Raw genomic sequence first — 15,212 nt, 5'->3', positions numbered from 1 at the left:
TGACTTATGAAAGATAAAAAAATTAATTGGATTTCTGTTAGTAAAGAGGAACTGTTTGATGTGATATTTAATATTAAGCAGTTGGATATGTTTTTTTGGAAAAATAAAATATCAGATTTTGATGTGCATTCTGGAAAGGTGTTAGTCGGAGCAGTCGAATCACAATCTATTGATTCAAAACATAAGATATGCATGCTGGTAATAGATGATGCTTATTTCAAGGATATTTTATCTTGGCTTAGAGTATACGCTGAGGAATTATTTCCTTTAAGCCAATATGCAAGAGTTATGCTTTATAGTGATTATAAACAAATAATCTCCCGTGGGGAATATTTGCTCTCTGAAGAAATTAATAGTGAAGAATTAGCTTGCTTAGCAGTAGGAGAAGCGTTGGCTATCTCTGATAGTAATATAGAACTAAAAAATATGGCATTATCTAGGTTGTCAAGTTGTTATACTCTACCAATGGCTAGGGTTATTTTTAATCATGGAAGTGATGAGTTATTAACTGTATGCCAAAAAAGACTAAGCGCAATAGCGAGAGATAATCGTTTCCTGAAACGCTCGGTTTCAGTTGAACAATTAGATAGAGCTTTGTATTTTTTGAGGAGCTTCAAGGCAATAAGTTTTTATGAAAGTGATGTTTACGAATCGGTATTTAAATTCGCGAATGAAATCATCAATAATAACATTGATTCTAATAAAGATTCTTTTGTTGTATATGAAATTAAAAAACTTTTAACCTTGATGAGAAGTGATTCTATTGAGGAGCGAGTTATTGCATTTAATAATATTTCAAATCATTTGTCTAATATAACATCAGAGGATGTAGCCAATGATGTGAGTCCTTTAATTGCTGCAGCGGCATTTTTAGTAGGCAGAAGTACTTCACACCTTTTCCTATTAAATAAAATTGGGAAGAGTTTTCCTATTGTTTTTTTATGGTTTGGCATAATAGCTGCGTTAGTAGGAAGTAAAGCATGGGATTTTTCATGGTTAAGAGTAGTTAAAGGGGCTGAAAGATTGATTATGCCTTCCTTGATTATAAGTGATGTATCACCTGCTGATGTATCGTGGTTAGAATTTTCTTGGTTATTAGATGTGTCTAACGACTCCGAACTATTAAATGATCTACCTAAAATGTTACCTCGGACTTTATCTGTAGAAGTTGTCCCTGGGGCCACGTTACATATACGTTTAGGGGGGGGGGTATCTGAGCAAGAATATAGTAAGAGGAACGATATCAGCTTACGAGAGAGAGCTCTTGAAGATGCCGTTTTTCACTTTCTTAATTTATCCAATAAATTACAGGAACAGGTTTTTAATATTATAGAAGATAAAAATAGAGTACCTTCTAGCAGTAAAAAATTAAAATCATCTTCTGGGGATTTTAGAAATAAAAATTCAACAAAAGGAAAATAACTGAAAAAAACTAACCACTCGTTTGGGGGGCTCTTCCCCCTTACTCAACCATGTTTTTTTAAGTAGCTGTATGAACTCCTTTAGGCTTAGTAGTTCTTAATGATATTCAATAGGATATGTTGCCCAGACAGGCTCTGGTACAATTGGCTGGATCGATTTATTTTTCATCTCTGTAAGTTGCGTCTTGTTTATACAAGGCTGAATAGTGATCAAGTGTTTGGTTGTAATGCGGTCTCCTTCTGCTAATACTTGTCGCCAACGATCCTTACATGTTATTTTTGCACCGGGTAAGAACAATTTTCTGAATCAAAATTTTGATCATGGCATGCCTCAAATGAGGGGGAAAAGACGTCAGGTTTCAATTTTTTTTCTGTTGTATTTTTTGATGAGCTTTTTTCAAACTTTAAATCATGTAGTTTGAATAAATGGCCTAAATGGTTTTCAAAGGCAAAACCAACTCCTGATTTTCTTCGATTCTGAACACTTCATGAGAAATTAACAAATTCACCAATGTTGTCACCGTTAGCTCCAAATCCTTGAAGCAATCGATTACGAACAAAACATCTCTCATAAGTCCTAAATAGACGTTCTTCTTCGGCTAACCAACTCATTATCGCTTCCTCAGAGTTATCTCATTGGCATGCTGGTTTACGATTCTTTGCGAGCTGAGGAATATAGTTCAAGTCTTTCAAGAGTTGGTCTCGATGAGCCGGAGTGGGTTAGGCGATTAAATTGATTGTGGTTACGTCGTAATGGTCTATATAAATGACCATAACGATAGTGTTAGTAACATGTTGTTAATTTTTTATTCTTTGTTCACTTAAATTTATCTTTCTTCTGGGATGTTTCTTTTTTTCTCAGAATTTTCTCGCGATGCCATTTCAGATACTCAATTGATTTGATATGGAACGATTTAATCTTTTCTGGTAGTTGCAGCTTTTTAATTAAGGCTCTATCAATATCATTACTTAATAAAACCTGGCCATTGTTGGAAAAAGATATCCATCCTTGATCAAATAGCACGTCAACATGTGCAGCTAATATAATTCCATTAAATGGGTCGAGTCGTTCAGTGCCGTTGTGGCATGCAGACCAAGGTTTTATGTGGCTTGCTCTCAGTAATGGTTCAAATGTTATATCAGTTAGCGGACATGCAGGATAACGTTTAAGACATTCTTTCCTGAAAAGACCTTGGCCAAGTCTGGCTGAAATTAACTGTTCTCTAGTTGTATCATCAATGCTTGTATCTTGAAGTATCGGTGCTAAATCTTGCTGGACTTTCTCGAAAGGATTTATCGATAAATAAGATATAATCAATTTTTCAATAATTGAGTTCGGCAACATGTTCATTCGTTGCATGACTATTTTTGAAGCCACTGGCAAGTTTCGTGGGGTTCCATCTTTATTCCGCCATCCTGTTCGAGTAGAACTGAGCCATGAATCAAAACGATCTCGATGATTTTTAAGACTATTATAAAACTCTTCTGAAGTCTTACCTTCACCAAATCGAGGATAAAAAAGAGAGGCAGCATCTTTCCATTTTTCGACCCCAAGTAAAGATGGAGGATTTTTTTTGCCAAACTTTGAAAAGTACCAAGCTACCTCTAAGAGTCCATCTTCTGGTATAACCATACCAACCCTCATCGTTAATGATATTATTTAATTCAATTTGCTAATTTATATTCCAATTTCCGAAATATCGCTTTAATTTTTCAATAGTGTGTCGCCATTTTGGAGTTGTAGGTTTGCAGACCGTATTTTGATTACCGAAGAATCCGACCTCGTTCACCGCCTCATGTTCACTGCGGGTTTCCAGCCACTTAACGGGGACAAAATACTCGGACTTGTCGGGGTCATCCGCATTCCGGTGATAGAGATCGCTGTACTTAAGCAGATCCATCGCCCGCTTTTCGCCGTCGTCAGTGTTGATGGTGAAGCTACTGGCAGGCTCAACGGCGCTCTGAACAATGCCGACGCCGACGTAACCCGTTGTCGGGATTCTTACCCATACACGGTTGCCAGGCTGAAGCTGTTTTAACGTCTGGCTGTACCAGCTTCCGCCACCCGCGCTGATAAACCCGTAGCGACGTGCCTCTTCCCAGACTCGACTTTGCGGATCACCAAACGAGACGTAAAACTCTCCGTTCCAGGGTTCCTTCGCATTGGCACTTGTAGCGGTGGCCTGTGCGGCATTGGTTTGCGTTTCGCTTGGGTCGATAAGCCAGGTGCGGCTTAAGAACTGTTCGTCACCGTGCTGGAACACCTTGAAGAACAGAACGTTAATCGAGATGCCGTTCTTGCTCAGATAGTCGACAATACGCTCGGTGGAGGGATCCAGCTCAGCTGCCACGATAATGATTTGATGCGACTGATTGAGCGACTCTTCTTCCAGTTCAGTATTGAAGCGTTGTTTAAACGCCTCACCCAAATTGCCACCACCGGAGAATTTCTCGTAAATCTGCGACAGACGCTCGGTGGATAAGTCGTCCACCCAAGAGGCGTAATCCAGCGCCTGAGCCACCACCTCACGCGGCGTGCGGTCGCGCTTAAGTTCAATCAGGATCAGCGAAGCATCCGGCGCAATCGCCAGCAGGTCGATACGCCCTTTATCGAGCGTATTTTCCTGATGACCGATAATCATCCACTGGTCGGAGAGAATAGTGGGATCATTTAAAATCATCTTCTCCAACAGTTGCTCGCTGGCAAGTTTGCTGCTGGTTAGCGGCTGGGGATTCTCCCCTATCCGCCAGATTGCATGATGAACCGGCATCGTCTGTTCCTTAGTTTAATGCTGCGTCGGTAAGTGCATCCGCTAGATAGAGCTGGGTTTGCTGGACGGATTGCAGGCGGGATTTGAGTTGTTCGCAGATAATAAATAGCCCATTGGCTTTGGCAACAATACGATGTTGTTCTGATAACGGAGGAATTGGAAATTCAAATAACTCCAATGTTTTTTTACTAAGGCCTTCAATTGCCATCCCAACTTGCCTGCCCCATATCAAGTTCTGAACAATAGGGGATCTAATAGCCAAATGGACAAATGGTGCCAACTCCCTTAGCAATAAGCGAACAATTGTCACATGCTGGCTAACGTTTGCTTCTTTGATATTTTCAGGAAATATTAGGGTGCGGCCTAAAGAAGCTCCCGTAATATTTAATAGCACATCACCAGGGAAAACTTTTGTTCCATCCATTTTTGAATGTGTATTTTCATCAATATACACTACATCATCTAAACGCAGACCATCATTCCACACGTTTTGGGAGCGAAGGAATGGGATCCCCGAGGTAACATATGCACTTTGCCCGCCCCGAGGTGTACTACCAGAACCCATTTTGCTGGTTAAATCCCCAAGTCGAATACACTCCCATCCCATAGGTAATTCAAATGGTTTTTCTTCATCACTCACTAGCGGCAACGTTTTTTGTTTTTTAATTTTACCGTCTTTCATCAGTTGTGCTTTTTCCAGCTCAATACGTTTAAGCAACTCAGACGCAGGTTCGTCGTTTGGATCCTGCGGCACCAGTTTCCCCATCACCGCCAGTTGCAGAATGGTTTGTTTAAGTGCATCGATACTCGCTTCGGTGGTAAATAATGTTTCGAAATGCTGACTAATCCTCGTCCAATTTTCAGCAAATTGTTCGGCATTTTGGCTGTCGGTCAGCGTCGCCAGCAGGGTTTCCACCAGTTGCTGATGAGCGTCCAGACTGGAAAGGGATTGCTGCTCCAGTTGGTCGCAGAGGCACATAAGTTCAACAACTTTGGATATCACTTTATGCTGTTCATTAATTGGTGCTATAGGTAATATTATTGCCTTCAAAGTATTACCATTTACATTTGGCTGCCCCGTACCGGACGTTCCATCGTAAAGTTGCTTCCAATATAGCTGACTGCCTAAAAATACTTTTGTAAACCCAGCCTGCATAGGACCAAGATATTTCAATCTTATTAAATAGGATGCAAAAACTGAATGAACATTCATATTCTCAACCAAATATGACTTTCCTACAGTCCCACCTGTACGAGCAATAACAATATCATTATTATTTAGCTTATATTGCTCAACCATTTTTTCACTGATGTCGCAACCGGGAACCGTTTCCCAATTAACTTTATCATCTTGAATGTCTGTTATTCTCAGTAACTTTACTTCTTTAGTTTCATCCGCAGAAGCTGTGTATCCATAATGAATATCAGCCATAATATCGATGAGCCTCACCCACTCCCACCCCTTCGGCAACTTAAACGGCTTCTCATCCTCGCTAATTTCCGGCAGAGGCTTTTGCTTTTTAATTTTACCCTGCTTCACCAGCTCCGCTTTTTCTGCGGCAATACGCTTTAACAGTTCAGACGCTGGTTCATCATTCGGGTCCTGCGGCACCAGTTTGCCGCGCACCGCCAGCTCCAGAATCAGCTCGCGAAGTTTCTTAATGCCATAGAGGTCGATTTTACCGTTACTGCCGCGCCCGGCCGTGGAGCGGGTTTGCAGCGCAGAGGACCAGATATCGATATGGTCGGTGATCAGTTTCTCAACGGTCATCAGTTTGCCTCCTTGCTGCCCGCCAGAGCTGCACCAAGAATATCGCGCAACTGGTTACGCAGCTCGCTGATTTCCGCCTGCTGCATCTGGTACTGCGCCAGCAGCTCATCCGGATCGTGGTTGATGGTTTCGCCCTGATACGGGTTCTTGATATCAAGGTTGAAGTTGCGAGCGATGATGTTGTCGATGCTGACTTTCCACGCCTGATTATTCTCTTCGCGGCTGGCAAAACCATCGGCTTCGTTACCCCACCAGTCGATTTCCACCTGGAACTCTTCAAACTTCATCGGCTTGGTTTTACTGTAGTTCTTTACGCCGTCCGGGTACGGGTGCTCGTAGAACCACACCTCTTTGGTTGGCTGACCTTTGGTGAAGAACAGAATATTGGTTTTGATACCGGTGTACGGGTTAAACACGCCGTTCGGCAACCGCACGATGGTGTGCAGGTTGCACTCTTCGGTGAGCAGTTTTTTGATTTTAGTTTTTACGCCTTCACCAAACAGCGTACCGTCCGGTAGCACCACCGCCGCGCGGCCTTTGTCTGCCAGCACTTCGATAATCAGTTGCAGGAACAGATCGGCGGTTTCACGGGTCTGCATCTCTGCCGGGAAGTTTTTCTCAATGCCGTCTTCTTCGGTGCCGCCAAACGGTGGGTTGGTAACAATCACATCAACCTGCTCATCCCACGAGGAAAGCGGCTTGTTGAGGGTGTTGTCATGGCGAATTTGCACCGGTACTTCAATACCGTGCAGCAGCATATTGGTGGTACATAACAGATGGGGAAGCTGTTTTTTCTCTACGCCATAAATCTGCTGTTGCAGGGTTTTGTGGTCTTCCGTGGTTTTGACGTAAATGTCTTTCACATGGTCAAACGCACAGGCAAGGAAGCCGCCAGTACCGCACGCCGGGTCCATAATCGACTCGCCCAGCTTCGGATCGATGCGGTTGACCATAAAGCGTGTAACCGCACGCGGAGTATAGAACTCACCCGCGTTCCCGGCGCTTTGCAGGTCGCGCAGGATCTGCTCGTAGATATCGCCAAACAGATGACGTTCCTGGCTGCTGCTGAAGTCGATTTCATTGAGCTTGTTGATCACCTGGCGCAGCAGCGTACCGTTCTTCATGTAGTTGTAGGCATCACTAAACGCCTGTTTAACCACAAAGCCACGCGGGTTCTTATCGATCGGCGCGGTGAGGTTTTTCAGGGTCGGGAACAGGTCGTCGTTCACAAACTCCAATAACGCATCACCGGTGATGCCTTCGCTGTTTGCCGCCCAGCTACGCCATAAATAACGCTGCGGAATCGGCAACTGATAGTCGTCCTGCTCCAGTTCCAGCTCTTCTTCCTGGGTATCAAAAATCTTCAGGAACAGCAGCCATGAAAGCTGCCCCAGACGCTGGGCATCGCCGTCCACACCGGCGTCTTTACGCATGATGTCCTGCAGGGATTTAATGACTGAGCTAATTGACATGTTTTCTTTCCATACTTAAAAAAGGATGCCACCGGTCGCAGACGCGGCCAGTGGCAATATATTTATAGGTTGTCAGGCTGAGCGTGGCGGTAACTGGTAGATTTCGTTTTCCAGTTCATTGACGGCTTGCTCATACGCCTTTTTGTCACCAAAGCGTGTTTTGATGATTTCGATCGGACGTCCCAGCGTATCGAACGGCTTCAGTTTAAGTACCTGAACATCCTCAATTTCCTGAACACCTTCATCGGCGTATTTATCCAACAACGTGTTAAGCACCTGCTGTGCTGGCTCGGCGTATTTAGTGAAGTAATTGCGCTTACGCACATTGGCCACGCGTTCCTGACGGGTTAACGGCGGCTGACCGTACACCACATGACAGAGCAAATCAAACGGGTCGAGATCTTTACCCACCTCTTCGGCCAGCACGTCCCACAGAATCCCCAGTTGTTCCAGCTCTTCGATGATGACCTGTTTGCGTGGTGCATCCTGCCATTTGCGCACGAAGCTATCCAGTGAGGCGTATTCGCTGTCTTTGAGCATCGTTTTACGGGTGTAATCCTGGAAGGATTCAGTCACCAGTTTGCCATCAGAATCGTAATACTGAACGCGCTTAGCCAGCACTTTTACATCCACGCCATTCACATAGAATTTGCGGACTTTGTTTTCATCATCGTCATGGAACTCACCGTTGCCCGCTTGCTTGTCACGATTAACCTGATAGTCAGAGACGTCTTCTCGCGCTTCACTGGCATCATTATCGCCGTCATCCGCGTTATTTTCCGCATCCAGTTGTTCATTGAAGTCTGAATCTTTGTCAGAAATATCACCGGGGTTTACCACCAGCACTTTTTCTGGCAGGCCATCAAAGCGTGGGTCGGCAAACAGCTCGGTCGCTTTTTTGAAATCGAGAATAGTGAACCACAGCTTGCCGTGTTTTTCGTTGATGCGCGTGCCGCGCCCAATGATCTGTTTAAACTTGGTCATCGACTGAATGTTTTGATCCAATACCACCAGCTTACAGGTCTGCGCATCAACGCCGGTGGTCATCAACTCTGACGTTGTCGCGATAACCGGGTAGGCTTTTTTAGGATTGATAAAGTTATCCAGTTGCGCCTTGCCGATATCATCGTCGCCGGTGATTTTCATCACGTACTTTTCGTTCTTCAACACCTGCTCGGGGTTGAGCACCACCAGCGCATGGCGCATTCGATCGGCGTGATCGATGTCGTTGCAGAAAACGATGGTTTTATCCATCGGGTTGGTACGTTTCAGGTAATCGGTGATGGTCTGCGCCACCAGCATGGTGCGCTCATCAATCACCAGCGTGCGATCAAAATCTTTCAGATTGTAGATACGGTCTTCAATCTCTTCGCCGTATTTATCCAGTTGACCTTTGACGGGCCGCCAGCCCTGGACGTCAACGTCAATATCAACGCGCACGACTTTGTAAGGGGCGAGGAAACCGTCTTCAATACCCTCTTTCAGCGAATAGGTGTAAACCGGCTCACCGAAGTAATCGATATTGGAGACGTCTTCCGTTTCTTTTGGCGTTGCCGTCAGACCGACCTGAGTGGCGCTACCGAAATACTCCAGAATCTCTCGCCAGGCAGAATCTTCAGACGCGCTGCCGCGGTGGCATTCGTCAATCACAATCAGGTCAAAGAAATCCGGGGCCACCTGCTTATACGCTTTTTGATGCTCTTCCGGTCCGGTAATCGCCTGGTACAACGCCAGATGCACCTCATAGGCCGGATCGATGGTACGCCCGGTGACTTTAGTCATCGCCGTACCGAAAGGTTGAAAATCGTTATTTTTAGTTTGATCGACCAGAATATTGCGGTCCGCGAGGAAGAGGATGCGTTTTTTGTTTTTGGCTTTCCACAGCCGCCAGATTATCTGGAATGCGGTATACGTTTTGCCCGTACCCGTGGCCATGACCAGCAGAATACGGTTCTTACCTGCCGATACGGCATCCACCGTTCGGTTAATCGCCTGCATCTGATAGTAACGGGGAGCTTTCCCGCTACCGTCGTCAAAATAGTCCTGACTGATAACGGGCAGCTGCTCCTGAGTGAACCCTTTCCAGACACAGTATTTTTGCCAGAGCTGTTCAGGTGTTGGGAAGTCGCTTAGGGCAATTTCGGATTCGAGCTGCTGTGGATTGGTTTTATCGTGGAAGATAAACCCATCACCGTTGGAGGCAAATACAAAGGGAACATCGAGCAGGCTAGCGTAGTCCATCCCCTGCTGCATCCCTTTACTGATGGCGTGCTTGTTAGCCTTGGCTTCGATAACTGCCAATGGCAAGTTAGGCTTGTGATACAGCACGATATCGGCAGACTTAACTTTGATACGTGAGGCCAGCTTTCCGCGAACCACAATCTTACCATCTCGCAGTTTCACTTCCTGGCGAATCTGCGCCAAATCATCCCAACCAGCATCCTTAACCGCAGGCAGGATAAATTTGCTGATGATATCCGTTTCAGTCAGGTGCGTTTTGTTCACGCCAGCCATAGCAGGGCACTCCACGAAATTGGGTTAGCTCTGATTTTACACAGATTTGTGTTTCAGGTAATGACTTGAAACGAAGTTTGTGGCAGCTAGTGTCCTGGTCCTTATTTGGCAGAACAATTTCTGCCACTTAGCTACCATGGTTTTTTCATCTTTTGTAATTTCTGAAGTTCGCTTCAGAAACGAAATAAATGTTTCCCCGAGCTCGGGAGCAAGCTACATAAAGCTTATTGCGTGACGAAGGTGGAAGTGTTTGTAGATTCGATCTATTTAGAAGACGCCAGTGCGTAGCACCCATCACAATGCATACGTCCTGAAAATGATCCAGTCCTTTACTGGCTCCCCAATTTAGAGAGTAACAACCATAACGATGGTGTTCACTATAGAAAAGCTTAATGACAGAATCGTCTGCATGTAAGGCGGCTACATGCTCAGTCTCGGTTACTATATCAATTGATGTTTCACGTAAGTCATGTGCATCAATGCGTATATTAAGCCTCTCAGTAATGAATTCACATACTGTGCTTGAGCAACGCCACGTTCTACTGAGTGTATCACGATCCACCATCACTCCAGCAGCAGTGAAGCGGGCTTCATATCGGTTAATATCGTCATGAAGCGTGGAATTAACATTGCCATCCCTGCTTGTATCAAAGGTATGCTGGTAGAAATCCCCGGCAAAAAGGACCGACATTTCTGCCTCGCAAAGCGCTAATAAAAAATTAAAATCATTTCCAGCAAAATCCTGTACTTCATCGACTAATAGTTCGTCGTAGTATCGCTCAAGACGATTGCATATATCCGGCAACATACCTCTAGCCATTAATAATTGTGCAAGCCGCCGATGATATATGCGGCCACGATTGTCCTGATAATGCAGTCGATTAGTTCGTGGGATCCTCTGTGGCGGTTGGGAAAAACTCAAGCCTCGAGAAGCCAAATGTTCCTGGAGAAAAGGGCGAAAACAGAAACCGTGAAGAAATTCAAACCAAGTCATTACACGAATTCCTTCAGGCATAAACCCAAACAAACTTATGATCTTGGATCGCAGATGTGTCTCGTTATTGATGGTGTGCGTCAGAATAAGTGTACGACTGTTTACCGTGAGTCTGTCTATCAGTAGTGTGGTTTTACCTGAGCCAGCAACGGCAAAAATCACCCTCTTAGCCATGCCAGAGCCTCCTGAATGTAGTCAGGAACACAGAGTTCTTCTCCATCATGTTGTAACAGCTTAAATGCAGCTTCTGCCTTATTGGCCAGCATATAGTCTTGCACTGTCAATGTTCGTCGGCCTTCTCCAAACAGCAGCTCACATAACGCCATATTGTCCTGATACAGACAGATTTCAAACGTTGATCGCTCATCGTTGTGATCGGCGAAAACATTGATGTGATCGCAGATAATATCAGCATAACGTTCGGAGCAATTCTGTTGGTAGTTGCTATCGTTGTCTCGTAAAGCAGCTACTCGATTCCCCAGTAAAAGTGCCAATTCAAGATAACGGCGGAAACTAGTACCGCCAATAGCGATAATATGAACACCATCATCTTCAGGGGCGGTATTGAAGAGCTGACGGTAAAAAGACTCGATTAGGATATATTCGGCATCACCTTCTACCAGTAATACTCGTCTCGCCAGAGCAAATTCAAGAACATTATTATCTGGTGCCTTCATAAAGAAAGCTGCCGTTTCATCTGAAAGCTCATTTAATAAAACGGGTCGGGATTCCCCAAAGAGGATTGCTTTACGCAGATCAAGACGGGATGAAATATGGCTGCTATGTGTTGCGATGAAAAGTTGTTTCTGTTGCTCTGCGGCAAGCTGATTAACCAGCTTTTTCATACTCACGTGACTAAGATGGTTTTCCGGCTCCTCAAGCAATAATGAATGAAGCTCACCCTGTTGCTGATGCCTTCGTAGGGCAAACTCCGTTTTGATAAAGCATTGCCGGCCTTTACCCCTATTACGGATAGAGATCCCACCTTCAGTAATATCCAGGTTAGCTTCGAGTCCAGATTTAGCTCCCGAACGGATACCAAACTGATAATCTTCCAGCGTGCTGTTAACAGCGGACAATTGCTGATTACAGAAGAGATTTTTTTGTTGACGATAACTGTTCTCAAGGCGGTACCGTTCCGCGACAGGCACATTCACACCATAAACTGTGCGAGTATAGTCTAATGCGGCATGATCACTATCGATGCGTGCGTTTTCAAGAAGCAGATGCCGCAGGTAGCGCCTGAAGCTCGCAAAATGGCTTCCAGAAAAAGTTGTGAATTTAACCGCATAGTATTCGAAAGGGAAATTTGTCGGATCCTGCTGCAAAACTTGTCGAATGTCCTCGCTATATTCGTCAAGCATCGGTGCAATTCGCATTCTGAGGCCATCGGCATCTATGCCAGCTAGATTCTGTCGGCCATTGAGATCAGGATTGTTACCTTGATGAAGAAAGACGTCAGCGATAAGTACTGGTAGCAGATCTGCCCGTCGTTCACCCGCCAGAAAATTCTCCACCGCAGATTGTGAAATAAGGGATTCAACGCTTAGAGTTTCAACACGATGTCTACTGTCACTCAAAACCAAATCAAGAGCCAGTAAGATGCTACTTTTACCCGATTCATTATCACCGATGAATATGTTTCGATCAGCATTGAAAAACAGGTCCAGGCGCGGAAACTTTTTAAAATTTTGCAGTATCAACCGAGTAATTACAGGCATGCTAAAGTCCCTATTTATGAGCGATCTAACATTATCTCCAACAAAGTGAAATTTTGTAAACTTCAAATATCAAGATAAAAACCTCACCGAAACATGATCTTACCAGTGATTTTCTTGTTTTTTTGAGAGCTGTATCCAAAATACATGGTCAGTTCAGGTTTAGAGGATGTTCTAGTGCTCTAGGCTTAGATGGTTGGTTGTTACTACGAACAGAAATTGACCATCGACTAAAACCCTGTAAGCAGGGTAAGCCGTCCCATAAGACCAAGCAGACGGCATTACTGGGTATACATCATTGTGATTGCCGCACAATGTGATGCGGCCTGAACAACGATCAGATTAAGGTACTGTTACTCCGGGGGCGTCCTGTCAATGGACGCTCGGGTACTTCGTTGCATCCGTACATTAGTAGCGCGTTTTTCTGTTCAATCTTGGTCATGTATTCCAGTACGTCGCGCATGTTAGAAATGCTTCCCGAATCGCTGTAACGGACCGGTATATTGATATCCGCCTCATAGTTCGGCTTATGCTCACAACGATAGTAACAGCCGTCATTTTCCGTGATTTCACGCCAGCATGCCCCGGCCTTCTCCATCCAGAAAAAGGGCTTCTGAGTCTTATTACCATCCAGCCAGAAAGCCACATGCGCATGGAACAGGTGATCCTCGGTCCATTCAATTACCCAAAAATAACCCACCACTACGGGCATACTCATCATTTCGTCCATCAGATGCCGGACATCAGACTCCATCTGCTGATGATCCGGATGGTGATATTTAAAGGTATTTTTTTGATAGAAAAGATCCTGCCGTATTACCCTCAGACAGGAATAGCGATTAACCATCGCGTTAATATGCATATCAAGGACAGATTTCAAAAACCAGTCCGGTGTCCAGTTGCGTTTTTTCATAGCGTTATCTCCTGATCGCCGATAGCAGGATCAGTTTTGAATTAATATGTGGGATAGTGTCGATGCCCTGAAGCGGGCATCGCGGTATTTCTGTTTGCGTAACACAGCATTGAAATGCCGAAGATAAATCCATAACAGGGAAAAACAACCGACTGTAGATGGATTACAGGCAGCAGATGGAACTGGCTGCGGACAGTAGTTGCTTACTTGATTACGAGCAGGGAGTGAGTCTTAATTATATTAATTAACCGAAATTAATATTTCCCCGGTTCGAACCTTTGCGAGGGGAAATAATACGGACGACAAGTCAGGTCCTAAAACCCTTTTTATCCCTCTCGACTGTATATTCCTGTTCCACACTGAGGGCACTTTTTCCTGCCTCCATACGTCAAACCGCACATGGTGCATTGCCACCGGGTAGTCGTAATGACCGGCGGGAGTTGTGCCAGAAGGCGCTGTAGCTTCGCCACTGCTGAAGGCTTGCTATTGACGGGTGTCAGATAAGGGCACTGCAGCAGTGCTTCCGGCAGTCCCTGAAGTATGTCATGTTCGAACCAGGGCGGCGACGTTCTGGTGGGAAGGTGGAATATCAATGGGCACTGACAGTGGTGGCAGCGCCAGTCTTCACTTTCGGCTATATTCACTTGGCGGACGGGCACAATTTCTCCGGTGCCTCGCTGTGCAATATAACATTTCAGTATTCGCATTCACCAGCCCTCACATTGGACTGGTGGCACGAATATAATTTTCAGTTAGCGTTTTCAGTCCTCGGTATGATTTTTGTTTTTCTGATATCCATTGCTTCAGCGTGTCAGGAAGCGGTAAATGCAGCGAATACCATTCATCCAAATCCCGGCCTGCAACCAGTTCACACCAGCAGAGTAGTGTCAGCGTTTGTCGAAAGCCCGGTTGCGTATGCAGCCGGAATAACATTTGTAATTGTTCCGCCAGTCTGCTTTTCCCAAGACGGTAACATTCACTGAGCAACACCCCAGGCAACAGAGAATAGTCAGTACGTTTGTTTAGTCGGGGAATAACGGCACACTCTTCCTCCTGGGATGTTTGAGTGACCTGCAGCAGACACTGTGGGACGACAATGACCGATGTCATATCGCCCGAAGATATGCACGATGTAATCGCCAGCTTGTGCCAGTGCTCTATTTCCTGCTGGCACAAACCATGGAACAAATTGATTCGAGTAAAATCATTGAGCCAGGTTTGGTAATGGTTAAGCAATTGGATGTTTTTCATGGGTAATTTTCCTTGATTATTAAATCTCAGGCAGCCGTAATCCTCCGCAGAGAGCGGATAGTGCAAGCACGGCCTGGATGAATGTTATTTGGTGAAGTAAGGCTTACTGCTGTTTGTGGGATTCTTCGATACGGGACTGCAACCAGGCTTCCACTTCACTTTTCCGCCAGCGGGAACTGCGTCCAAATTTGGTAGGTTTTGGAAACCTACCGTCTTTAATCAGTTTGTAAAACCACTTGTCAGTAAGTTGGGTGAGTTGCGTGATGAAAGCCATATCGATGAACTGGTCTTCGAGTAGGGAAGTTTTAATGGTCATGATTAGACCCTCCGGTAGCTAAATGGATACCGGAGTCGAATTATGAATCACTGCTGCCCGCTCCGGCATAG

Annotated in this window: 13 protein-coding genes and 1 pseudogene; 1 reads left to right on the top strand and 13 read right to left on the bottom strand. The window is 45.0% G+C overall.

The window, feature by feature from the left end; all coding sequences use genetic code 11:
* Positions 1–6: 6 nt before the first annotated feature.
* Positions 7–1,422, top strand: coding sequence for a hypothetical protein (locus tag GA565_RS22385; RefSeq protein ID WP_152200946.1), 1,416 nt, complete (start codon positions 7–9; stop codon positions 1,420–1,422).
* A 96-nt stretch (positions 1,423–1,518) separates the two neighbouring features.
* On the opposite strand, the pseudogene GA565_RS24985 reads toward GA565_RS22385, so the two are convergent.
* From GA565_RS24985 to GA565_RS22320, 13 genes and pseudogenes are all read right to left on the bottom strand, one after another.
* Positions 1,519–1,895, bottom strand: a pseudogene (locus GA565_RS24985) (type II restriction endonuclease); the annotation flags it as partial.
* A gap of 12 nt (positions 1,896–1,907) precedes the next feature.
* Entirely contained in the window at positions 1,908–2,033 is a 126-nt protein-coding gene (locus GA565_RS24905; RefSeq protein ID WP_255474462.1) for a hypothetical protein, read from the bottom strand.
* Between the two features lie 205 nt (positions 2,034–2,238).
* A complete protein-coding gene (locus GA565_RS22370) occupies positions 2,239–3,054 on the bottom strand; it encodes an HNH endonuclease (RefSeq protein WP_152200943.1) in 816 nt (271 codons plus the stop codon).
* 40 nt (positions 3,055–3,094) lie between these two features.
* The gene (locus tag GA565_RS22365; RefSeq protein WP_152200941.1) at positions 3,095–4,192 is read right to left on the bottom strand and encodes a nuclease; all 1,098 of its coding nucleotides are present in this window, start codon (positions 4,190–4,192) and stop codon (positions 3,095–3,097) included.
* Between the two features lie 10 nt (positions 4,193–4,202).
* Complete coding sequence (locus tag GA565_RS22360) at positions 4,203–5,963, bottom strand: restriction endonuclease subunit S (RefSeq protein ID WP_152200940.1); 1,761 nt, start codon at positions 5,961–5,963, stop codon at positions 4,203–4,205.
* The gene (locus tag GA565_RS22355) at positions 5,963–7,435 is read right to left on the bottom strand and encodes an N-6 DNA methylase (protein WP_152200938.1); all 1,473 of its coding nucleotides are present in this window, start codon (positions 7,433–7,435) and stop codon (positions 5,963–5,965) included. Before GA565_RS22355 ends, GA565_RS22360 begins: the two co-directional genes overlap by 1 nt.
* 72 nt (positions 7,436–7,507) lie before the next feature.
* Entirely contained in the window at positions 7,508–9,949 is a 2,442-nt protein-coding gene (gene hsdR / locus GA565_RS22350; RefSeq protein WP_152200936.1) for an EcoAI/FtnUII family type I restriction enzme subunit R, read from the bottom strand.
* A gap of 145 nt (positions 9,950–10,094) precedes the next feature.
* On the bottom strand, positions 10,095–11,117 hold the full coding sequence (locus GA565_RS22345; protein WP_152200935.1) for a DNA helicase UvrD: 1,023 nt from the start codon (positions 11,115–11,117) through the stop codon (positions 10,095–10,097).
* A complete protein-coding gene (locus tag GA565_RS22340) occupies positions 11,102–12,664 on the bottom strand; it encodes an ATP-dependent endonuclease (protein ID WP_152200933.1) in 1,563 nt (520 codons plus the stop codon). The genes GA565_RS22345 and GA565_RS22340 overlap by 16 nt, the downstream gene beginning before the upstream one ends.
* A 334-nt stretch (positions 12,665–12,998) precedes the next feature.
* Entirely contained in the window at positions 12,999–13,574 is a 576-nt protein-coding gene (locus tag GA565_RS22335; protein ID WP_023301383.1) for an inovirus-type Gp2 protein, read from the bottom strand.
* Between the two features lie 326 nt (positions 13,575–13,900).
* Positions 13,901–14,281 (bottom strand): putative zinc ribbon protein, encoded by a 381-nt coding sequence (locus tag GA565_RS22330; protein WP_152200932.1) that lies wholly within the window; start codon positions 14,279–14,281, stop codon positions 13,901–13,903.
* Positions 14,282–14,291: 10 nt separating this feature from the next.
* Complete coding sequence (locus tag GA565_RS22325) at positions 14,292–14,825, bottom strand: secretoglobin family protein (RefSeq protein WP_152200930.1); 534 nt, start codon at positions 14,823–14,825, stop codon at positions 14,292–14,294.
* A gap of 103 nt (positions 14,826–14,928) precedes the next feature.
* Positions 14,929–15,141, bottom strand: a complete 213-nt coding sequence (locus tag GA565_RS22320; RefSeq protein WP_137398799.1) for an AlpA family transcriptional regulator — start codon at positions 15,139–15,141, stop codon at positions 14,929–14,931.
* Positions 15,142–15,212: the final 71 nt, after the last annotated feature.

This window comes from Rouxiella sp. S1S-2 (genome assembly GCF_009208105.1).
In the GTDB taxonomy this organism is placed as follows: domain Bacteria; phylum Pseudomonadota; class Gammaproteobacteria; order Enterobacterales; family Enterobacteriaceae; genus Rouxiella.
Note: the sequence above shows the minus strand (reverse complement) of the source record. Positions and strands in the feature narration are given on the sequence as shown.